Annotated in this window: 19 protein-coding genes, 1 tRNA gene and 1 riboswitch; of the genes, 8 read left to right on the top strand and 12 right to left on the bottom strand. The window is 41.8% G+C overall.

Translation table 11 applies throughout. The features are described 5' to 3' along the window. Positions 1-135 precede the first annotated feature (135 nt). The 9 genes from HWQ44_RS02540 to HWQ44_RS02500 all read right to left on the bottom strand — a co-directional run bounded on the left by HWQ44_RS02540 (position 136) and on the right by HWQ44_RS02500 (position 8261). Positions 136-1146 (bottom strand): 2-dehydropantoate 2-reductase, encoded by a 1011-nt coding sequence (locus HWQ44_RS02540; protein ID WP_292714318.1) that lies wholly within the window; start codon positions 1144-1146, stop codon positions 136-138. Positions 1147-1269: 123 nt separating this feature from the next. After that, entirely contained in the window at positions 1270-2145 is an 876-nt protein-coding gene (locus HWQ44_RS02535; protein ID WP_292714315.1) for an inositol monophosphatase family protein, read from the bottom strand. Positions 2146-2851: 706 nt separating this feature from the next. Beyond that, on the bottom strand, positions 2852-3943 hold the full coding sequence (locus HWQ44_RS02530) for an IS4 family transposase (RefSeq protein WP_292714312.1): 1092 nt from the start codon (positions 3941-3943) through the stop codon (positions 2852-2854). A gap of 216 nt (positions 3944-4159) precedes the next feature. Then, positions 4160-4657, bottom strand: coding sequence for a PEP-CTERM sorting domain-containing protein (locus HWQ44_RS02525; protein ID WP_292714309.1), 498 nt, complete (start codon positions 4655-4657; stop codon positions 4160-4162). Positions 4658-4805: 148 nt separating this feature from the next. Continuing rightward, positions 4806-5549 carry a cobalt-precorrin-6A reductase gene (locus tag HWQ44_RS02520; RefSeq protein WP_292714343.1) on the bottom strand — a complete coding sequence of 248 codons (744 nt, stop codon included), beginning with the start codon at positions 5547-5549 and terminating at the stop codon, positions 4806-4808. After that, on the bottom strand, positions 5549-5968 hold the full coding sequence (locus HWQ44_RS02515) for a DUF1636 family protein (RefSeq protein ID WP_292714341.1): 420 nt from the start codon (positions 5966-5968) through the stop codon (positions 5549-5551). The genes HWQ44_RS02520 and HWQ44_RS02515 overlap by 1 nt, the downstream gene beginning before the upstream one ends. 21 nt (positions 5969-5989) lie before the next feature. Further along, positions 5990-6162: riboswitch (cobalamin riboswitch) on the bottom strand. Positions 6163-6211: 49 nt separating this feature from the next. After that, complete coding sequence (gene cobA, locus HWQ44_RS02510; protein WP_292714306.1) at positions 6212-6991, bottom strand: uroporphyrinogen-III C-methyltransferase; 780 nt, start codon at positions 6989-6991, stop codon at positions 6212-6214. After that, on the bottom strand, positions 6988-7734 hold the full coding sequence (locus tag HWQ44_RS02505; protein WP_292714303.1) for a sirohydrochlorin chelatase: 747 nt from the start codon (positions 7732-7734) through the stop codon (positions 6988-6990). Before HWQ44_RS02505 ends, cobA begins: the two co-directional genes overlap by 4 nt. Positions 7735-7865: 131 nt before the next feature. Beyond that, positions 7866-8261: a DUF4359 domain-containing protein gene (locus tag HWQ44_RS02500; protein ID WP_292714300.1), complete on the bottom strand. Its 396-nt coding sequence runs from the start codon at positions 8259-8261 to the stop codon at positions 7866-7868. Between the two features lie 124 nt (positions 8262-8385). Here HWQ44_RS02500 and HWQ44_RS02495 point away from each other — a divergent pair. The 4 genes from HWQ44_RS02495 to HWQ44_RS02480 all read left to right on the top strand — a co-directional run bounded on the left by HWQ44_RS02495 (position 8386) and on the right by HWQ44_RS02480 (position 11921). After that, positions 8386-8458, top strand: a tRNA-His gene (locus HWQ44_RS02495). A gap of 716 nt (positions 8459-9174) precedes the next feature. After that, complete coding sequence (locus HWQ44_RS02490; protein WP_334727906.1) at positions 9175-9546, top strand: cysteine peptidase family C39 domain-containing protein; 372 nt, start codon at positions 9175-9177, stop codon at positions 9544-9546. 1389 nt (positions 9547-10935) lie between these two features. Beyond that, positions 10936-11406, top strand: a complete 471-nt coding sequence (locus HWQ44_RS02485) for a HetP family heterocyst commitment protein (protein WP_292714339.1) — start codon at positions 10936-10938, stop codon at positions 11404-11406. Between the two features lie 329 nt (positions 11407-11735). Continuing rightward, positions 11736-11921 carry a hypothetical protein gene (locus HWQ44_RS02480; RefSeq protein WP_292714297.1) on the top strand — a complete coding sequence of 62 codons (186 nt, stop codon included), beginning with the start codon at positions 11736-11738 and terminating at the stop codon, positions 11919-11921. A 268-nt stretch (positions 11922-12189) separates the two neighbouring features. On the opposite strand, the gene rpe is transcribed toward HWQ44_RS02480, so the two are convergent. Beyond that, the gene (rpe, locus tag HWQ44_RS02475) at positions 12190-12897 is read right to left on the bottom strand and encodes a ribulose-phosphate 3-epimerase (RefSeq protein WP_292714293.1); all 708 of its coding nucleotides are present in this window, start codon (positions 12895-12897) and stop codon (positions 12190-12192) included. Between the two features lie 255 nt (positions 12898-13152). On the opposite strand from rpe, the gene HWQ44_RS02470 reads away from it, so the two are divergent. Both HWQ44_RS02470 and HWQ44_RS02465 read left to right on the top strand, forming a co-directional pair. Then, a complete protein-coding gene (locus HWQ44_RS02470; protein WP_292714290.1) occupies positions 13153-14748 on the top strand; it encodes a S8 family serine peptidase in 1596 nt (531 codons plus the stop codon). A gap of 428 nt (positions 14749-15176) precedes the next feature. Next, positions 15177-16508: a serpin family protein gene (locus tag HWQ44_RS02465; protein ID WP_292714288.1), complete on the top strand. Its 1332-nt coding sequence runs from the start codon at positions 15177-15179 to the stop codon at positions 16506-16508. Between the two features lie 16 nt (positions 16509-16524). Here the strand turns inward: HWQ44_RS02465 and HWQ44_RS02460 are convergent, their stop codons facing one another. Continuing rightward, on the bottom strand, positions 16525-17691 hold the full coding sequence (locus HWQ44_RS02460) for an AI-2E family transporter (RefSeq protein WP_292714286.1): 1167 nt from the start codon (positions 17689-17691) through the stop codon (positions 16525-16527). 262 nt (positions 17692-17953) lie between these two features. Between HWQ44_RS02460 and HWQ44_RS02455 the strand changes: the two genes are divergently transcribed. Both HWQ44_RS02455 and HWQ44_RS02450 read left to right on the top strand, forming a co-directional pair. Further along, on the top strand, positions 17954-18316 hold the full coding sequence (locus tag HWQ44_RS02455) for a hypothetical protein (RefSeq protein ID WP_292714338.1): 363 nt from the start codon (positions 17954-17956) through the stop codon (positions 18314-18316). A gap of 286 nt (positions 18317-18602) precedes the next feature. Continuing rightward, on the top strand, positions 18603-20027 hold the full coding sequence (locus HWQ44_RS02450) for an LCP family protein (protein WP_292714284.1): 1425 nt from the start codon (positions 18603-18605) through the stop codon (positions 20025-20027). Here HWQ44_RS02450 and HWQ44_RS02445 read toward each other — a convergent pair. Continuing rightward, on the bottom strand, positions 20017-21093 hold the full coding sequence (locus tag HWQ44_RS02445; protein WP_292714281.1) for an anthranilate phosphoribosyltransferase family protein: 1077 nt from the start codon (positions 21091-21093) through the stop codon (positions 20017-20019). The genes HWQ44_RS02450 and HWQ44_RS02445 overlap by 11 nt on opposite strands. Positions 21094-21102: the final 9 nt, after the last annotated feature.

Genomic DNA, 21102 nt, shown 5'->3' with positions numbered 1-21102 from the left:
GCAGGTTGATGCAACAAAGATGCAGGTCAAGAGACTTCTGTGTACACCGTAGTCAACAGTCACCAGTCAAATTTTTACTTAGGAGTCACGCAAAAATAACTTGAACACTTTTAATTGGAAAGTAAGGCTGACAGCTTATTCCAAATTAAATTTGTACAACTTATTTTTACATGATGCCTTAGTCGCCTCCAGTAGCTTGACGCTGGCATAAATAGCATCAATATAAGGTGTGGGAATTTGAGTAAGTTTTCCCAATTCTGCCACCGCGCCAACAATAGCATCTATCTCCGTAGCGCGTCCGGCTTCAATATCTTGTAGCATTGAGGTTTTATGGGCACCAACGTTTTCTGCGCCATTAATTCGCTGTTCTAAAGTGATGCCAAACTTTATACCTAAATTTTCTGCGATCGCTTGAGTTTCAGTCATCATTTGTCGCGCTAGTTCGCGGGTGAGGGGATAGCGACAAATATCCTCTAGAGTAGCACCAGTCAGGGCACTGATGGGATTAAACGCCACATTTCCCCACAACTTGATCCAAATTTCCGTGCGAATTTGATTGCGGATTGGTGCTTTGAATCCTGCCTGTTTTAAAGTCTGTGCCAGTAATTGGATGCGTTCGGTTTTAGTGCCGTCGATTTCACCGAGAGTAAAGCGATCGCCTTCAATATGTTTAATTACACCTGGTTCAATTATCTCAGTTGCCGGGTAAACTACACAACCGATGGCGCGTTCAGCACCGATATTAGCTTCAATAATCCCATCGGGGTCAACAGATTGAATCCGCGTACCTTCATACTCACCGCCATGCTGACGAAAGTACCACCAAGGAACGCCATTTTGGGCTGTCACCACCATCGTGTGAGGATTGTAGAGTGCAGGGAGAGAGGGTGCGATCGCAGGTACACTGTGAGCCTTCACAGTTAAAATTACTACATCTTGTGGCCCCGCTTCTTGAATATCGCTAGTTGCCAAATATGGAGTAGCAATTTGGCTGGAACCGTCTGCCATGATCAGCTTCAGCCCATTTTTTTGAATTGCCTCCAAATGAGAACCACGCGCAATCAGCGTCACTGCTTCACCAGCCATTGCCAATTTCGCCCCTAAATATCCACCAATCGCACCCGCGCCAACAATACAGATTTTCATTTTTTCAAAAAATATGAGTTGTGGAAAACGGTATCCAGTTCAGTTTCCAGTAGTGAGTTCCCCAGCTTAGAGTGGGAAGATTCACAAGTACTACTTTACTCATTACTTCTTCCTCAGCACTCATTACTCAGCACTCCTGAAACTTTGCATCGCTGACAGCAAGTCTTGATGAACAGATTTTGAGACAGCTACTATCAATCCAGGCAGACTATAGTTTTTACAAGTATGCAGTGGCGGTAAAGTCGAACCGTCCAGAGTCGTTACAATCCAGCCAGCCTCTTTTGCAATAAAAGCGAGTGCAGCACTATCAAGAAATTTGCCTGATTTGATGACTGCTCCACTCAAGTCGCCACTGAGAATACCATTGAGATTGGGAATTTGAATATCACTAGAGTAATCAGCCGCTATATCGATTACTTTATATCGATCTTTTAATAAATGTGCGATGGAATTCATTCCCCATCCCAATAAAATAGAAGGTTTGGCGGATGTTATATTTAATTGGGCACAGGCTTCTAAGCTCATTTCCAGCGTACCTTTAAAAGCACCTTCACCTCGAAGCGCGTAAAAATAAATGTTTTGGGCAGGAGAAATGGCAATTACTGCTTCAAACTCATCCGTATTTAGAATACTGAGAATAATTTGGTAATTAGAATGTCCATCCATATAAAACTTCGTGCCATCAATCGGGTCGAGTGTGACTAAATAATCACCTTCTGAGCCGAGGTCGGTAGCGCGAAAATACTTGGTGTTATTAGAACTTTCATATTCTTCACCATAAAAGCGAATATCTGGAAAAGTGCCTAGTAATACTACTTCTACCAGATTTTGAATAGCCACATCTGCATCAGTAAGGGCAGCACTAAAAAAGTTGTTTGCTTGTTCTTTGGCAGGAAGTGCAGCAATTTTTGGTTGAAGAAAATGGGCATAGCCTGCTGCTACTTTGAGATGGGGGAGTAAAGTCTCCAAAATTAGTCGAGTAGTTGGTGTTGTGGACATTGCAGCAAACTCCTTTCAGAAATAATCTACCATTGGCAGGGCGATAGAATTTTATATCTAGACAAAATCACGGGATCATTTTGGATGCAATGATACCACCGTTGCTATATTACTTTAATCTGTGTATCTCAAAGAGCTTATAGGACAATACAGTTCAGTTAAGAAAAATTGTAGGTTGGCTGAAGCAAAGGGCAACCCAACAAAGCCCTGGAAATATTGGGTTTCGTTCCTCAAAGCAACCTACACAACTTCAGGTTTTTGACACTAACCCAAGCGTATTGGCTTATAGGAACATCGCAATTTTTATCGTAAATTTAAGGGTTTAAGACTGAACGTCAATATGTAGCTCGAGTTTCAGATGGGGATTTAAACCCCGATTGAAACTCTCTTCTCTACGAGAGGCTGCGCCAACAATTTTGAATTTTGAATTGTTATTGATGGTTTTAGGGACTTCCAACAAATAAATTACCCAATCTTGTGGGGTGGGCATCTTGCCATAGGTGTCAAGTTAAGCTCAAACTTCCTATGTCAATAAGCATTTATGCTTAACAATTTGGTTTGAAAGGGACAAAAAACGAACTTTTTCAGGGACTATTAATGCTTTGTTTATTAGCATCACTCCCAGCTTGCGTATAAAAGTCAGAAAAAAGTTCAACTTTATACTTCGTTCCTAACAAAACCTATCATTGACAAATGGGTTTTAACCTTAAGTTGACACTAATGGTACACCATTAACGCCACCCACCCAAAGATAGGACAAGCCCAACAATTTTTTTGTGAGTAAAAATGCATCTTCAATTTTCCAACGACGGCGATATAAATCACAAACTTGCTGCGCTGAAAGTTGTTCTGGGTCAAGAACATTAGTCAAGTAATGATACCAAGTTGTACTCCATAATACGGAGACTAAACGCATTGGGTGGCGACATGGGTCAGTGTGATTAAGTCCCATTTGAATAATTTCGTCTTTGTAATGAGAACTACTGGAAAGCAAACGCACTACTCGATAACGTACCTTGGCTTTTTGTCTAGTTAAGACATATTTTCCTTGCTCAGTCAGAGTGTCAAACCATTCAAACCCATAAAAGCCCATATCTATGAGCAGTAAACCCCCTGTGGGCAATCGTTCTAAAAGTTCTGGCCACCACTTGGTTTCGTTACGTTTATTATCGACATCGTACCAAGCGGCAACTGGGCGATGTGTAAATGCTTCAACTACCATCAGCATCTTTCCCCCCAAGACTGCACCTGTTTTTTCTTGAAGTTGCCCCAAGTGTTTTTTGACTGCTTCCAAGGTTGATGCATCCGCAATCCATACTGCACTGAACTCTTCAGCTACTGATGCCCACATTGGGGCAACTTCTGCCGGATTGTTTTTGACTGCTAAACGCTCTATTACTTGCTCAAACAGCCCGATAAACAGGTGCGCTGGCAAGCTCTCAAGTCGTTGAGATAACGCTTGCCGACTCACAGACATCGCCTCTACCCACATCAATCCTTCTACTTCCAGACAGCGCAGCACATCAGTTAAATACTGTATTTGTCTATACACTAAACTCAACACTATTGCTGCCATCACTGGTAGGGTGAGTACGCGATCGCGCAAGCTACGTTGTTTGTCTTTAACATTTTTGAGATTGGCAAATGTCCCTGGAGTTAATAGCTCAATCAACCGTGATTCTATCTCCTCACTTGTTGGGGCAGGAGAAGTTACCCGATGTCGAAAGTCTGGATTTCCTTGTTTTTTGCGTAGCTTACTCATGGCTATTCTCAACACAAGGGTGTTGAGTTTAACCATTGAGTTTTACCCACTTGACAAGACTCTATTTTTCTTAACTTGACACCAATGGCGAGACGCCCACCCCACAATAAATAGTTGAGTATTTTTTTATTTGGAAGTCCCTTAGGAAACTTTTTCAAGCTTATTGTGAGTGAATTTGGATAGCTTGTGACGTTTGAGTACTGAAGATGCGCCCAGAGTACCGAGGACAAGTAAGCTCAAGATAAAGTGACTTCAGGGACGGTGATTAGATATAGTTGCAGAAAAACTAATGGGTAACTCACTATCTTCCAATCCCAAATTTTCAGAACTTGGTATGATTGGCGGCGCAGAAAAAACCTCTAAATAACCTGGTGTTGGTAAAAAACTAGCGAAAAATGGACTAGAATAGCTTCCTCCTGAAGTGGAATACCCAAAACCGTCACCCGTTAACTGCTGAGTATTAAGACTAATTAAATTATCAACATTTAAAGGTTCATTTCCCGGTATTGGAGTCCCAGCGGCTTGCAGACCAGTAATTGTTTCACCATTTCGTGTACCAGTAATTCCAGAAATCAGGTAAAAACCCAAATCGTTAGGGGTGTCATTAGTGGTAAAAGTACCACTCGCCGCTATGCCAGTACCAGAATAATTCCAGTTCCAACTTAAAGCAGAGGCAGCTGGCATTCTACCGAAAATTAATCCAGATGTGGTGGTTAGGACTATGGCAGATAGTATAAATAAATTTTTCATGGAGGTTGGTTGTTAGTGTGATCGCGTTTATTGTAGAGGCTTCCTGTGTATTATACGGAAATTGGTAAAGGTAGTATATTTGAGCAAAGATAATTCAAATTGATGCGGCAGTCAGTCTTTTCCGAGCAGTGGTTTACGCCTTCTGGCACTAGTTGTGCAACTTGTCAAATAGCCATGCTAAAGCACCATCAACATCAGTAACCTGCTCCCCTGGCGGTATGGCTGGACGATTTACCATTACAACCTTCACGCCTAGTTCTCGCGCTGCAATAATCTTAGGCTTTGTTGCATCACCACCGCTATTTTTACTGACGATGGTATCAATTTTGTTACGAATCAGGATTTGCCTTTCATTATTGAGCGTAAAGGGCCCGCGATCGCACAATACCATCCCCAACGGCACTAAAGCATCATCGGTAGGTGGGTCAATCATCCGCATCAGAAACCAAATTTTCTCTAAGTGAGCAAAAGCGGCGAGTTCTTGTCTTCCAACTGTCAAAAATACGCGCTGTGACTGATTTTGGAGGGCTGTTGCTGCGGCTTCAACATTATCAACTTCCATCCAGCGATCGCCACTGACTTTTTCCCAAGGCGGGCGAATTAACATCAGCCGGGGTACTCCAACTTCCGTTGCCGCATCTGCCGCATTGAAGGAAATCTGAATAGCAAAAGGATGGGTTGCATCAATTAATAAGTCGATTTGCATGACTCGCAGATAGCTAGCCAATCCAGCCACACCACCAAAGCCTCCAACCCGCAAATCGCCCAAGGGAACTAACGGTTCACGGGTGCGCCCAGCTAGAGACGTGATTGCTTCTAACCCTTGGATAGTCGCAACCTTGGCAGCTAGTTCTGCTGCATCTCCCGTCCCACCTAGAATTAAAACGCGCATCATTGAGATAAAGGGGGAATCTTAGCCAAAATGCCTTTTTTCAGCGCTTCTGGACGCTCTGACCAGGGCAGTAAACCATTTGCTTTAGCATAGTATTGACTAGCACATTGCAGTACGGCAGAGGCACTACTATCAACAGCTAAATCACCAAATAAATATGTTAATTTGCCTTTGGCAGCAAAGGCAACTACACAAGAACGATTACAAGCACTCATGCATTCAACTTCCTGAATTGGGAATTGATCTCGTAACTCCCAATCTTGTGCCAGCTCCTGAAGTTGGTGTAGAAGTTTTTCACCACCACTTTCACCTAAGCGTTTTCCATCTTGCCAAACACTGGCACAAGTTTTACAAACAAATAAAGTATGTTCAGCAACACCCAAGGGACTGGTTGGGGAAATATTTACAGTCGTAGTCATCTGTACCTCGCAGATATGTGAAACTAATAAATCTATTTCGGCGGGCATCCTGACTCACTCAATTTGAGATTTTCGATTTAGTTCCTTAATCTCAAATTGGTTCACAGTTGCGGGACAGCGCCGGATTTGCACCGAACTTTCCCCGTTACCTCTGGTAGCTGACTCCCACCAGAACCGAATAACCTTATCGATCATACACTAGGGTTATCGGAGAATACGAAACAATAAGCTTTATGGCAACCATCAAACTGGACGACAACCAGATAAAACACTGTGCATCTTCACGACTTGTCCAATAACTGCGATCGCAGGCGCACCAAATCCAGTTTGCTCTACCTGCTCTACAATTGTCTTCAAAGTACCAATCAATTCTTCTTGTTCTGGCCGCGTACCCCAGCGTACCAAAGCAATGGGCGTTTCTAAATTCAACCCAGCTGCACTTAATTCTTCCACAATATAAGGTAGATTGTGAATTCCCATATAAATCACAATGGTTTCGGAACCGTGAGCGATCGCACTCCAATTCACTTGCGGTCTATACTTACCCGCCGCTTCATGACCAGTTACAAATGTCACTGATGAACTATGGAGCCGATGAGTCAAAGGAATACCTGCGTAGGCCGCCGCTGCAATTCCCGATGTGATACCTGGCACAACTTCCGTTGATATTCCAGCTTGGACTAATTCTGCCATCTCTTCGCCACCGCGACCAAAAATAAACGGATCGCCACCCTTGAGTCGCACCACAATTGCATGATCCTGCGCTTTATCAATCAGTAGTTGAGTTGTTTCTGACTGCAACAACGAATGTCTCCCCGCACGCTTACCAGCATTAATTTGCTCGGCTTGGGGATTAATCATTGCCAGAATTGCGGGACTGACTAAGGCATCATAGATAACTACATCTGCACATTCCAACAAACCTTTAGCCTTCAGGGTAATTAATCCTGGATCTCCTGGCCCCGCACCTACTAAATAAACCTTTCCCAAATACTTGTTCTCCTGTTTTTCTGTGCGGTTCATCTCTCTGTTAAATCCCAAATTAGCTCGGCTAATTCTGCACTTGCTCCCAAGGGCTGCGCCAGTTGGAAATTCACCGCAGAAAATTGTAATTTTAGCTCCTCTATTGAGGTGGCGATCGCATCGGTTATTCCACCAGCAAATAAAAAGTATGGCAAAATTGCAATTTCTCTATAACCAGCAGTTACTAACTCTTTCACCCGTGATTCTAAACTAGGAGGCCCAGCCCAATAAGCAGTCATTGCTCCCAAACTCGCCGCCATTGCTTCCACAGTTTCCTGGGAACCTGGACGACGGCTACCATGAGCTAATAGAATCCACGCTTCTGCTTTTATAGTCGCTATTTGCTTTGCCAGCAATTTCTCTAAATTGGGGTGAGAGCCTAAATATGGTTGCAACTCAATGATCATATCTTGACCAGTAGCCTGTTGTGCCAGTGCTACTTCGGCAGGAATATCTGTCATGACATGCACTCCCGGCAGCAGAAATAGCGGTACAATTTTAAGACGATTTTCATTTTGAGACAGTCTGCGCTCGCCAAAAGCGCTCTTAGCAAATTGTTGAATCTGCTCATGTAAAGGCTGAGGATTCATTTCTAAAGCAGCAATGCCAACCAAATGTTCGCTATTTAATGGGTTGTGGTTTTTTGGCAATTTGTGACACACCAGCCTTGCTAGTTGCTGCATAGCAATTTCTGGGCGCGGGTCGCGACTTCCGTGAGATAATAGCAGATAGGCAGATGACATTGGCAACAGATTGAACTCTCAGTTATTATTCTTAATTTAAGATGAAGCTGGAGATAATAAGTACTCTGGTAATTATTGAAACTTTTCTCAATTACTAAATAAAAGTATTCTTAATCACTTATATTCTCCTCCTACTGCTTACCTGATTGTTCTTTGGCAGTGTAAGTATAAAATTGATCAAAGGCCCCCACCGTTTCAAATTTATAAGAAGGTATCCAAGAATTTATTTTTAAATCTGTACGGTAAATGCTAAAAATAATGTAATTTTGCCTTTCTGTAGTATTGGCAATAATTTCTTGGATTTGCGGGTTAGCCGAGTCAACCAACTTATCACAATTCAAACGGATTAAATTTTCTATAATATTCGTGGTTGTTTTACATACATCAGTTTTTAAGTATTTTGTCAACCGTTGCACTGCATATTCTTCATATTCAACCTGACTGGGATTGGTTTTCGCCATTGTCACACCCAAAACGGCGAGTCCCGCTGCGGCTCCAGTATATGCGATGATGGTCAGGGGTTTCATGTTTGCCAAGTAAAATTCATTGTAATCGTTAGATTCCAGAGACTCTAAATCAACTAAGTCCGTTCCTTGAACAAAAACTCTTGATCGCTTGCGAATTTATTGCTATAATTCAAATTGTTGAATGGCGAGCGTAGCCAAGTGGTTAAGGCAGTGGTTTGTGGTACCACCATTCGTGGGTTCAATTCCCATCGTTCGCCCTACATAATTTCATATTGATACCTATACTCCTGTAGAAGGTGGGTTTGATGGTGTGAACACTCATAACTATTACTTTAACAAGGATATGTCACCGATAGCTTTATAGATTTGCAAGGATTGCAAACCCATTAAATTCATTTTTAATAAAGAATTGGTATTAGACAGCTTATGCCGGAGAACTGGATCAGCAGCAAGCGATCGCAGGCGGATTTCAACGTCACGTCGTCAAACCCATTGATCCAGAAGTTTTGGTGGCGAGCGTAGTCGAAATCTGGACTTGCATGCTGTTACCTTAATTGAACATTGGTAGGTAAAACTATTTATGGATGCAAGCTTTTCATCACTAGTTTTTTGGATTTACCACGTTAGACAAGGCGCTCATGAAAGGCTTTGATAACGGGATTATGACGTTTATGCAACCACATAATATATGCGTTGCCAAATTTAGCCCGTCTTCATCTGAGAAAGCAGAGTCTAGATTTATGATTTTATTTTCCGAGTGTTTCCGGAAGCGAAGGAAAATTTCAGTAATGGTAAGAGTTGAATGATTTAGAATTCAGACTAGTGTTTCAAAAAATGCAAATATTACTAGCTTTAGTCATAAATCTTACTAACATTTCCCAGACTATGATCACAATCAAAAGTTAGGTTATGGCGTGCCTATTCTTGTATTCAACATCAAAATCCATCAGATTGTGGCGCTGCGTGTTTGGCAATGATTAGCCAATACTGTGGCATACACTTAAACCTCTACACATTGTGTAAGTTAGTGCGGGTAGATCGTAGAGGTGTATCTGTCCAGGGTTTAGCGAAAGCAGCCCAAACTTTGAGATATGAAGCGTTATCAGTGAGGGCGAGTCTTACTAAGCTGGACTCATATTATAACCCATGGATAGCTGATTGGCAAGTAATTCATTATGTAGTTGTCTGGAGAGTTAAAGGCGATCGCTTATTGATTTGTGATCCAGTTATATGCAAGACGTGGCTTTCGCGTCCAGAGTTTGAAGCTAGCTGCTTGTTTTGCCTAAATGTCTTTGCCATCAGCTTTCTAATTTTGGGCATTTGGCGTATTACCTTAACAGCGTAGTGTCTAGACCAAGGATATTCTTATTGAGTAAGGTACTCATCACAAACTCATGGCAATTGGTAATTATTAGCACCATTGATCCCAACTGCCAATACATTTTTTATCTCAACTTTATAAATCTGTGAGATATTAATACACATATAAATTATTGCTAAATCCACTTAATAATATTCTGTATTGATTAGCTTTATCTCTACTACTAAATTATTTAATTTTTTACAGAATTAAGCTGCTAGATGTTTTTTACATAAAGCATTACTTCATCGATATTTTGCTTTACTCAATTGAGCATAATTCAAACTATATATATTATCGATAACCATTAATTTTATTTCACAACTAGGTTATCTATGATTACAAGCTGGAAATCATGAAATATTCACGTTCAGTTTACAGCGATTTTATTTAGAGATGCTGAAGCTATAGTTCTTGCAAATCAAGAAATATAAGGATAATAAATATTATGACCTAATTGAACTTATTGAAAAAATATGTTCAACACTATGCCTGTGAGCGTTTTTTTTGCCCTATATTTTAGTATTTTCAGAAGTTGTTTTACATCATAGTTAATGGTAATATTTTCTAGTGCCTCGACAATAATAAAGGTTTTAAATTTAGATTGGGTGAGGGGTAAGACCCCTCAAGAATTAGCAAAGGGGGACAAAACTAAAAGTTGCACAATCCGCAAGTAAGTAGAGGAATCTATTCAGTAAATTTAACTTATAAATCTGCTATTTTAGTAGATGACATTAACGACAAAAAAGAGTATAAGTACGAATGACTTTCTTAACGCTCAAAGATAAATAAATTTTCTATTTAGTCAAAAAAAGTATGAAAACTTGCCGGAGAATGCTTAATTAGCCAGTAAGAAGAAATACAAGCGCGTGAACAAAGAAAATTTATTTAATTAGGAGTTGAGAAAGTTTAAATAAGACAAAACTGTATCTACCAAAAGCCACGCCAAGACTTTTGTTCTATCAGTCATCTGACAAGGCGAAAGATAAATTTTTACCTTTCACTTACTAACAAGTAATAGCTACAGTTTCCTCCATTCATCGGTGGGAATCTGGATAATTAAGAGTGAGCAGCCAACAAACTGGATTAAAAACAATTAAGTTTTTAATCAAAGGTCAGTTAATGAAAAGAATCATCAGCCTGGGTCTTTACCGCTCAAAGCTGCGAGAGTCAATCAGGGTTGGGGAAAGTTATGTATGCGCCTGTTGATATTTTATCCCTCGTCAATATCCAACACCGCCCCATTGCTGATAATTTCCCAGAAGCGATTCAACAGCTGCAAAAAGGCTAGTGCAGTCTGTACACCTCAATTGAAACACCAACAATCGCAGAAACTGAACTAGTTTACTTCATCCAAGATAACTAAACACTATGATGAACCAAGAAATTGCTGGTATTAGTAGCACCTTAGATAAGACAGTCAAGGCTCAACAATTTGATAAAGTAGTTGAAGCAATTCTGGCTGGAAAATATTCCTGGGCATGTGTTTTAATGCTGCGTTTTGGTGGTTATAATCCTCTCCATTACATTCCATACCGCACCTACAATCGATTGCTCAAAGAAAACTCTCAAGTCAACAGAACAAAACAACAGCAAAGTGAAAATCTAAAAATGCTGAAACATGCTCATGATTCCAGGTCTGATAGTAATATGTCATCAAGTTGCTTAAGCAAAATTAAAGACCGAGCCTATCTGGAAGTAGTTGGCAAGCAAAAAACAGAATTTCGTGGGGGTAGTTTAGACCAGAGATTGGGACAGCAAATTAACGAACATCAATCAAGCAAATCTCCATTAAAAGCAGAAAGTGTTCAAGACATTTCCTTGAAATCCTGTGGATTCAATTAAAAAGTATTTTGAATCTATAGATTCTGCCCTAGAGTTGATTGAGTATCTGAGAGCCTGCCATGCTAATTTTAAATTTATAGCATGGCAGGTTTTCTATAGCGGTGATTAATTTGATAAATTTTTTGCAAAAATCTGCCAAAATGGCAAATATATACTGACAGTATTGGTAAACTAATAACAACTACAACTTAAATCCAAATAGAGGTGATTCGCAAGCAAGTTAATTTAAAAAAATAAAATCAATGATTAGTTCTGACTATGAAATAAATCAAACTGATTACAAAAGTAGTCAGCATTTCATGGAGTAAATAACTCCTAAACCAAGACCGATGATCCAACCGTTGCTACTGGTGGTTCTATTTTTGAGGAAGTCTGAGCAAAGAGAATTTGGAGAGGTGGATTCCCCCAATCCAAATTTTATACAGCTTTCATCGACTGCAGACGGTGTGAGTAATGCTGATAAAGCTTCCTATCTTATGGTTGGTGTTGCTTTAGTTAATAAAGCAAACGCTTAACATCAATCCCAGGAACAGAAATAGAAAAGTTACGGTGAAATTGTTGTAGTGGCTGGTAGAACTAGTAGCTCATACGCTTCTCTTTCGACTATTGTAATCCTAGTCCTCCCAACCTGGATTATCTCTGGTTTCTAAACTTTCAATTTATATACCAACTACTGGAAGTTCAAAACTTGAATAGCTTCCAGTTTTTTTATGTGTAAATAAAAATAAGGTAGGTAATTTACCCACCTTATTTTTTGTAGAGAATAGTTAATCCAAAAATGAATTAAACCTTGGCTAATTCTGGGGTAGGACGCTTGCTGTTGCGAATTGCTGTAATAGCTTCAGCATAATCCTTCGCGTTAAACACAGCTGAACCGGCGACAACTGCATTGGCTCCCGCTTCCAAAACTTGCCAGGTATTATTTGCCTTCAGTCCCCCATCCACTTCAATCCAAGGGTCAAGACCACGTTCATCACACATTTGACGCAGCTTGCGAATTTTGGGTAACACACCAGGGATAAAGCTTTGACCACCAAAACCAGGGTTGACGCTCATAATCAGTACTAAATCGCACAAATCTAGAACATATTCAATTAGCTCTAGAGGGCTACCAGGATTAAGTACAACTCCAGCTTTCTTACCAAGCTCTTTTATTTGCCCCAAGGTGCGATGCAGGTGTGGGGAAGCATTATGCTCGCAGTGTACGGAGATAATATCAGCACCCGCCTTAGCAAATCCTTCTACATACTTTTCTGGCTCCACAATCATCAAGTGGACATCCAGTGGCTTAGTTGTAACCGGACGAATTGCCTCCACAATCAGAGGGCCTATCGTAATATTAGGCACAAAACGACCGTCCATGACATCAACATGAATCCAATCCGCTCCAGCCGCGTCTACGGCGCGAATTTCGTCACCCAGACGACTAAAATCGGCTGATAGTATAGATGGAGAAATTACAATGGGTTTTTGAGATAGGTTTTGGGTCATGGCTAGTGGGGTTTTTAAGCGTCCTCGTCTGTACGCATTGTAACAAAACATTGAGCAAGACTCATAATTTTGATCCCGGTTTTTTGGGACTGGGGAATGGGAAGTGGGGACAAGGAGAATAACCTATACCCAATGCCCTTTAGGAGTACTGAGTACTGAGTGGAGAATCTTACTTATTTACTCAGAACTCGGAACTGTTTTGCCCAATGACAAATGACCAATGACAAATGACTAATGACCAATGACTAATAACTAATGACTAAAAAACTAACCTGGATAATTTGGGGATTAAGTGCTTCTTGTCTGAGTGCGCCGGTTATTGCTTCAGCTTTAGAATCTGCACTAGGAACTAATGGTATTGATGCTCTGAAGCTACACCAAGCTCCTTATAATTTAATCGGTCGTAAGATTGCTATTGGTCAAGTGGAAATTGGTCGGCCGGGAATGTTTGGGTGGGATAAGGCGGTTTCTAAAAATCGTGCCATATCTTTAGCGGCAGTGTTTTTACGTAATGGGCCAGCTAAATCTAATACAAGCATTGATTCCCACGCCTACAATGTGGCTGGTGTGATGGTGAGTCAAGACAAAGCCTTGCCAGGAGTTGCTCCGGGAGCGCGATTGTATTCATCGGCGGTGGGTTCCACTAAAAATATGGGTCAGCCAGAAGAGTGCTTATCGACACAGCACATAGCGCTACAAAATGGTGGCGATGTCCGTGCCATTAACTTTAGTTTTGGTGAACCTCTGAGCCGCGATCCTAGACCGGAGGCTGTTTTAGACGGTAATGCTTTACTAACTTTATGTGTTGACTGGTCTAGTCGCGTTCATGATGTTTTGTATGCGATCGCTGGCAACCAGGGTAAGGGCGGTATTCCCATTCCTACAGATAATTTTAACGGAGTGAACGTGGCTTTTTCATCCCGCCGAGGGGGAGTTTTTAACAAAGTAGACGTGGCTAATTTGGCGGGTGCTAACCAAGGAGTGAGTGGAAGGCTAGCTGGAAGGGAATTTGATCTTGCTGGGCGTCGCGCTATTAGTTTAGTTGCTCCTGGGAATAACATTCCTTTGCTCAATCCAGATGGCAAATTGAACAAGGTTACAGGTACAAGTTTTGCAGCGCCTCAAGTTACGGCTACTGTTGCTGTGTTGCAGGAATTTGCTGACCGACAAATGCGGACAAAACAACCCCACTGGAGCATCGATGCTCGGCACCATCAAGTAATGAAAGCTGTATTGTTGAATTCAGCAGACAAAATCTTAGATAGCGGCGATGGCTTGCGCTTGGGAATGACTAGGACGCTAATTGATAAACAAAATCAAAGTTGGCTAGATTCTGATGCTTACAAAGATCCAAAGATTCCCTTAGATGCCCAAATGGGAGCGGGTCATTTGAACGTATTTCGTGCCTATCAGCAATTTAGTGCTGGTCAATGGCAACCATCAGCTACGGTGCCGGCTATTGGTTGGGATTATCGCACAGTCAATGTTGGAGCATCTGTTGACTATATATTAGCAAAACCGTTAAAGCAGGGGAGTTTTGTTGCTGTTACCCTCACTTGGGATCGATTGGTGGAACTCAACGATAAAAATAACAACCAGCAATATGATGTGGGCGAAAATTTTCGCGATCGCGGTTTGAATAATCTTGACCTCTACCTAGTAAAAGCTGATGCTCAAAATTCAGATGTCGGTGCTGTTTGCTCTTCAATCAGCCAAATTGATAGTGTAGAACATATTTTCTGCCCCGTTGCTGCTAGTGGCAATTACAAAATCCGCGTCCAGTTTCGTCAAAAGCTCAATGAAGCGACTCAACCCTATAGTTTAGCTTGGTGGAGTGTGCCAAGCAATTGAAACAGGGACGCAAAACTATTATCTGTCTAAAATTACAGCGTTTTTCAAGTAAATAAACCACCGGGTAGGAACGCACAGCCGTGCGTCCCTACAAAAGTTCTGTATTGAGTGCAACTGAAAACGTTATTTGATCTATAAAAATTCAACAGAAGTGGTTATTTTGTGATTACGTAGCTTACAATACGTTTATGCATAAATAGGAAAAATCCTAAAAAGAAATTTTTTATAACTCGTCTGCATAGCCGCCTCAATTAGAAATTAGCAACTCTCACAAGTTGTGTTTAATTCCTCCGAACTACTAACTTGTTGTTACAGTTTCTGTAACAGCCCATTTTTCTATTGGAGCAGATGCAATAGTTAATCATTGACACAGTATCTGCGTCAACTCTGAGCACAGATCGGGAATCTTTGGCAAGTGAGGTAGCAGAATGAATCGGCAGAAATTTAGTGATGCGAAAGAAAATTTCCTGCAAAGACGTTACGGTGTGAGTCTGGGCAGACGTTATGCTCTAGCAGCTGCAAGTGTTGTTCTATTCAGTGTATTAGGGTGTTCTCAAGTCAATAGCAATAAAAGTGCCCTTGCCCAATCTAGTTTACCTCAGCCAGAAAATCCATTGCAAAAAAAAACAGTCAACACTGATACAAAAATAGTTGAGTCTAGCAATAAGTTTGGCTTCAAACTTTTTTCAGAAGTTCTGAAGAATGATCGGGGTGAGAAGAATATTTTTATCTCACCTTCGAGTGTTGCGATCGCTCTTGCTATGACCTACAACGGCGCTAGTGGTTCGACTCAACAAGCAATGGCAAAAACTCTAGAATTACAGGGGATGAATCTACCAGAAATCAACTCTTCTTACGCGGCGGCATTAAAGCAGCTTTTAGATAATTCGGATGCGAAAGTGCAACTGAAGATTGCTAACTCACTTTGGGCAAATCAAGATGTTACCTTTGCACCAGACTTCCTCAAAAAAAACCAGGATTTCTATCAAGCTAAGGTCAGTAATTTAAACTTTAAAGATGTCGCTGCATCTAGTATTATCAATAATTGGGTGAAAGAAAATACTAATGGTAAAATTAATAAAATAGTTGAAACAATTGAACCAAATCAGGTACTATTTTTGATTAATGCCATATATTTTAAAGGTAATTGGACTAACGAGTTTGATAAAAATCAAACCGCTCAATATCCTTTTCACATCACATCTGGCAAGCGAAAACAACACCTAATGATGTCGCAGAATGGTGATTATAGATACTATGAAAGCGAACAATTTCAGGCAGTTAGTTTACCTTACGATAAAGATGGTAAGGTCAGTTTTTATATTTTCCTGCCCAAACAGAACTCTAACCTCAAAGAATTTTATAAAAACTTGAATGTTGAGAACTGGGAAAAATGGATGACTCAGTTCAACAAACAAAAAGGCTTTATTCGCCTACCGCGCTTCAAAACAGACTATGAAGTTACGCTCAATGATGCTTTAAAAAGTTTAGGCATGGAAGAGGCTTTCAGCAACAAAGCCAATTTTTCTGGTATGGGTAAAAACTTTGCCATTAGCCAAGTTAAGCATAAAACTTTTTTTGAAGTGAACGAAGAAGGCACCGAAGCAGCTGCGGCTACTTCAGTGGGAATAGTAGCAACATCTTTGAGAGAAGAAGCAGAACCATTCCGAATGATTGTTGATCGTCCCTTCTTCTGTGTGATTAGGGATAATCAGACGGGAAACGTTTTGTTTATGGGTTCCATCATCGAGCCACAATGAGAGAGGCAGGGGGCAATTAGGGTAATGTCGCTTCAGAAATACTCAGAGTGTTTTTAGCGTCAGCCTTCGGGGACTCGTTTGCTGCAACAGGTGCAGTTATCTCCCCAGTGGCGCTATCATTTATCTCCCTACCAAGACGCAAGGCACTTAAAGCAGTTTTAATCACAACAGCTGTGGGTACTGCCACAATTACACCCAACAGCCCGCCAACTCTTGCCCCTGTCAAGACCGAAATTAAAATCCAAACTGGATTTAAACCCGTAAAGCTGCCTAAAATTCGGGGGGCAATTAAGTTTTCGAGAATTTGCTGTACAATTACTGCTGCTATCAACACTCTCACACCCATTGAAAAATCTTGCAGCGCTACCAATAGTGTAGTCAGGGCGATGCCCACAGAACCACCAAAGGGGACGAGAGCCATCAGGCCAATAGTTAGGCCGAATAGCAGCCCAAATGGCACTTTCAGCCACAAAAAGGTAGGAATAAGAGCTGAGGCCATACAGGTAGATAAAATCAGCTGGGTGATGAAGAAATTTTGGAAGCTTAGGCGGACTGTTTTGGAGAAAGGCTCGCGAAATTTATTAGGTAGCCATTCCACTAAACTTTGCCAGAGTTCACCCCCATGCTGTAAAAGATAGAAAGTCAAAACCATCGTCAAAAGAATATCTAGCAGACTAGTGACTGTAACTACTGCCAGATTTAAAACTTGTCCAGCGATCGCTTGTAATTGTCCTTTGACGCGATCGTTGATTTGCACTACCAGAGCATCGAGGTTAATCGGTAAGCCAAAAGTCTCAGCTTTTTCGTTTAATATCATTAACTGAGAGCGTCCAGAGTCGATCAACTCTGGCAAACGAGCCACCAGTTGTTGAGCTTGGGTAAGAGCCAGGGGAAAAAGTGTCACACCCAACGCCAATAAAATCGATAAAGCCAAGAGAAATACTAAGATAGCGACTTGCTCTCGCCTAGCACCTTGATGCTCCATCCAGCTCACGGGGTAGTTGAGCAGAAATGCTAGCACTGAGGCTCCGACTAAAATGACTATGAGAGAATGGAAATAATTAAAGAATACCGAAAGTGCCCAACCATTGAGAACTAGCAGCGGAAGGAATAACGCGATCGCCCCGATTCGCGCTATTGGTGTGAATCTTTGCCACCAGTCGAGTAGCTTGCGTGTCTGCATTTTGAGCTGATTGCGGAATAGAACTAAATGAAATTTTTCTTTACAGCTTATTATCTCTAACTATATGAGTCTTATTCATCCTTCTAGTTTAGGAGTTAGACTAACCCCAATGAATAATTTTGAACCGAAAGAGAATGGAGACTGGGGACTGGGGACTGGGGACTGGGGACTGGGGGGAGAAGAGGGACAAGGAGGACAGAGGGGACAAGGAAGAATTATTGAAGAAGTCTCTCCTTTGTCTCCTCCCAATGCCCAATGCCCAATGCCCAATTCCCAATTCCCAATCTCAAAAACACAGTTACTTTTACACTTAGTTCCGATTATCGGCTTTTTTCCATCCTTGTGGACTCTCTATCGGGGCCAGGGTAGTCGGGAACAACTTGCTATTAGTCGTCTGTCTATTACTTTGGCACTTACTTGGCTGTTAGGTTATCTATTATTAGCGACCGGAGCAGCAACTTCAGATTTTTTTCCGCTACGTCTATTTATCCTGAATAGCTTTCTCACGTCGGGTTACTTTTTAGTAAGTGTCTGGTTGATTTTGCGCCTGATGCAGGGCAAATCTGGTCGTTTACCAGGGGTTAGTAATTTAGCAGAACGAGTGCTTAGCAAGTATTTATCTTAATTTTTTATGGTGACAATTTGTCAGTGTTTTTACTTATTTCCTAAAAATTTACAGTTGATTTATCCATATATCTAGTCAAATCCAGTTTATTATTGCCATACTTCAGTAAAACATCTCTAGATTGGCCCAAAAGAAAGAGAAATGCTGCTATAAGTGTTGTGGTTGACACTACATTAAAAAAGTTAGCACTGATAATTAAGAGTTAGCTATTATGGGTTGATTTGTTTGGATGTTTTTAGTCTGCAAATTTACCGAATTTGATTAGTGAGTAAGTGTGAGGAAGTCTGTGACCATTCAAAGAAGTTCGGCGGAAGAAAACCAGTCGGGAAAAGCCTCAAAGTCCAGTAAAAAAATTCCCCAGAAATCGACATCAGGACGTTGGCTGTGGTTTTGGGTAGGGATGAGTGGTATTGCAATGGTGTCAGCAACTGCGGGGGCACTTTTGGCGGTATCTTTAACCAGTACGCCTTTGCAACAAGCCCAGCTAACTCCAAAGGATGAGGCGGCCTTTGATAGCGATCGTATTTCTGGAGGTGTGCTGCGATTTTCAGAATTAACTCGCCCGGTGAATCTCTTGGTGATGGGAATGAGCGTACTTCCGCCAGATATCCAAAACCCTCCCGAAGATACCAAAAACCTCAAATACCTGCCCCAAGTAAACTCCTTTGATGGTCTTTCCGATGTCATGCTCTTGGTCAAATTTGATCCAGAGACGAAAAAAATAAATATGCTCTCCATTCCTAGAGATACCCGCACGGAAATAGAGGGGTATGGAGTGAAAAAAATTAATTCTGCCAATGTTGAAGGTGGGCCAGCTTTGACTGCCAGAACCGTCAGCAATCTCTTAGGTGGGGCGGGAATTGATCGCTATATCCGAATTAACGTTTTGGGAGTTGCCAAGCTAATTGATGCTTTGGGCGGTGTGACTGTCTACGTCCCCAAAGATATGAAATACCAAGATGATTCTCAGCATTTGTACATCAATTTGAAGGCGGGTAAGCAGCATCTTAACGGCGATCAGGCACTACAATTGTTGCGTTTTCGCCATGACGAACTCGGTGATATTGGTCGGATTCAGCGGCAGCAAATGGTGATTCGCGCTTTGATGGATCAAACACTCAACCCGGCTACTGTTGCTCAATTACCTAAAGTTCTTGATGTTGTGAAAGAACACATTGATACTAACTTGACGGTTGAAGAGTTAGTAGCGCTAATGGGTTTTGGGGTGCGGACAAATCGCTCTAATATGCAAATGTTAATGCTGCCAGGTCGCTTTAGCGAGAAAGGCGAGTTTGATGCTAGCTATTGGTTGCCTAACAAAAATGGGATTGCGAAACTGATGGCTCAACACTTTGGTTTAGAGTCAGAACAGGAACAGCTGGCGACTGCTACCGATCCACGCTCTTTGCGTGTAGCAATTCAAGATAGTACAGGTGGCGATCGCTCCAACCTCCAACCATTAATTAGAGCTTTGGAAAAATCTGGATATCGCAATATCTATGTGGCCAAGGCATGGGGTGAACCTCTAGATGTAACTCACATTGTCGCCCAACAAGGAGATGGTGATAGTGCTGAATCAATTCGCAACACTTTGGGATTTGGCGAAGTGCGCGTGGAAAGTACTGGTAACCTTGGCTCGGATATCAGTATCCAAGTCGGTCAGGATTGGTTGCAACAAAAATCTATTTTGGAGAAGTCGCTCACACCCTAAAGGGTATAGATGCTGATACTGAATTCACTACCTGGCTCAGTTCTTGGAGTTTAGCTGCTACCAGACCATTGGTTAATAATTCTTCTGCTTTAGCTAAACCCTCTGCCATATCTGAACAAATACCACTCCGCCATAGATAAAATCCGCCATTCCACAAGACTGTTTGCATCAATTCACCTGGTTTACCTGCTAAAACCTCCTGAATTTCTGCCACCAGTTCTTCAGTAGTTCCAAGGGGTACGTTCTTGGTAGTGAAACCGTAATCACGCGGTACGAGGTGCAATCGTTCTACCTCTTGGGATGCTACGGATGAAGATAAGCTGATAATTGCAGTGCGATCGCGCGGTAAGTCGCAACTACCTTCCAATCCTTTGACTAATGTAAATTTTGTTACTCCCCGCAGTCCCAGAGCTATCTGAAACATTCCTTCTGTTGGCGGATGGACAAACCCAGCAATTACGTGAGCATCCCCAGCATAAGGACACCAAATTAGCTCCATAGTCGCCAACGGCGGACGTTTGCCAAGTTGGTCGCGGTACTCCCAAATACTTGTAGTTAAGGGAAAATGCTGAGGCAGATAAATAAAGCCGATTCCCGTTTGCTCAAACACTTGCTGAGTTTTTGCCAGTGGTAGGGTCGTCCAATCGACTCCTAAACCCTGCCAAATATCTATCAGGGGTAAACCATACTTCGTTGGTAGGCGATCGCCACCGTGCATTACCACTGGTTGTCCCACTGCGGCGAGCAATAAAGCTGTGACGGGACTAATTGGGGCTGTGCGTGTTCTGCCATCATAAGGTATACCAAGAGCGATCGCTGGTCGCCGAGAAGCTATTGGTTGCAGTTTTGGCCCAAGTTCATGATAGGCATCCAACATTCCCGCTAACTCTTCCCCCGTGGGACGCTTGATTCGATGAGCAATTAAAAACGCTCCGATTTGGGCTGGTGTAGCTTCACCCAACAGCATCATTTTAGTAGCAGTGGCTGCTTGGGCGCGAGTTAAATTCTCGGCTGTGTGGTTTCCGCTGCCTACTTTTTGCACGAATTCCCGAAATACATTGCTCATTTAGTCATT

The organism is Nostoc sp. JL34 (genome assembly GCF_017114945.1).
Taxonomy (GTDB): Bacteria; Cyanobacteriota; Cyanobacteriia; order Cyanobacteriales; family Nostocaceae; genus Nostoc.
Note: the sequence above shows the minus strand (reverse complement) of the source record. Positions and strands in the feature narration are given on the sequence as shown.

Bases quoted from the DNA above. Each gene is read 5' to 3' on its own strand.
- HWQ44_RS02540 (WP_292714318.1), bottom strand. From the start codon at position 1,146: ATGAAAATCTGTATTGTTGGCGCGGGTGCGATTGGTGGATATTTAGGG.
- HWQ44_RS02535 (WP_292714315.1), bottom strand. From the start codon at position 2,145: ATGTCCACAACACCAACTACTCGACTAATTTTGGAGACTTTACTCCCC.
- HWQ44_RS02530 (WP_292714312.1), bottom strand. From the start codon at position 3,943: ATGGTTAAACTCAACACCCTTGTGTTGAGAATAGCCATGAGTAAGCTA.
- HWQ44_RS02525 (WP_292714309.1), bottom strand. From the start codon at position 4,657: ATGAAAAATTTATTTATACTATCTGCCATAGTCCTAACCACCACATCT.
- HWQ44_RS02520 (WP_292714343.1), bottom strand. From the start codon at position 5,549: ATGCGCGTTTTAATTCTAGGTGGGACGGGAGATGCAGCAGAACTAGCT.
- HWQ44_RS02515 (WP_292714341.1), bottom strand. From the start codon at position 5,968: ATGACTACGACTGTAAATATTTCCCCAACCAGTCCCTTGGGTGTTGCT.
- cobA (WP_292714306.1), bottom strand. From the start codon at position 6,991: ATGAACCGCACAGAAAAACAGGAGAACAAGTATTTGGGAAAGGTTTAT.
- HWQ44_RS02505 (WP_292714303.1), bottom strand. From the start codon at position 7,734: ATGTCATCTGCCTATCTGCTATTATCTCACGGAAGTCGCGACCCGCGC.
- HWQ44_RS02500 (WP_292714300.1), bottom strand. From the start codon at position 8,261: ATGAAACCCCTGACCATCATCGCATATACTGGAGCCGCAGCGGGACTC.
- HWQ44_RS02490 (WP_334727906.1), top strand. From the start codon at position 9,175: ATGATTAGCCAATACTGTGGCATACACTTAAACCTCTACACATTGTGT.
- HWQ44_RS02485 (WP_292714339.1), top strand. From the start codon at position 10,936: ATGAACCAAGAAATTGCTGGTATTAGTAGCACCTTAGATAAGACAGTC.
- HWQ44_RS02480 (WP_292714297.1), top strand. From the start codon at position 11,736: ATGATCCAACCGTTGCTACTGGTGGTTCTATTTTTGAGGAAGTCTGAG.
- rpe (WP_292714293.1), bottom strand. From the start codon at position 12,897: ATGACCCAAAACCTATCTCAAAAACCCATTGTAATTTCTCCATCTATA.
- HWQ44_RS02470 (WP_292714290.1), top strand. From the start codon at position 13,153: ATGACTAAAAAACTAACCTGGATAATTTGGGGATTAAGTGCTTCTTGT.
- HWQ44_RS02465 (WP_292714288.1), top strand. From the start codon at position 15,177: ATGAATCGGCAGAAATTTAGTGATGCGAAAGAAAATTTCCTGCAAAGA.
- HWQ44_RS02460 (WP_292714286.1), bottom strand. From the start codon at position 17,691: ATGCAGACACGCAAGCTACTCGACTGGTGGCAAAGATTCACACCAATA.
- HWQ44_RS02455 (WP_292714338.1), top strand. From the start codon at position 17,954: ATGCCCAATTCCCAATTCCCAATCTCAAAAACACAGTTACTTTTACAC.
- HWQ44_RS02445 (WP_292714281.1), bottom strand. From the start codon at position 21,093: ATGAGCAATGTATTTCGGGAATTCGTGCAAAAAGTAGGCAGCGGAAAC.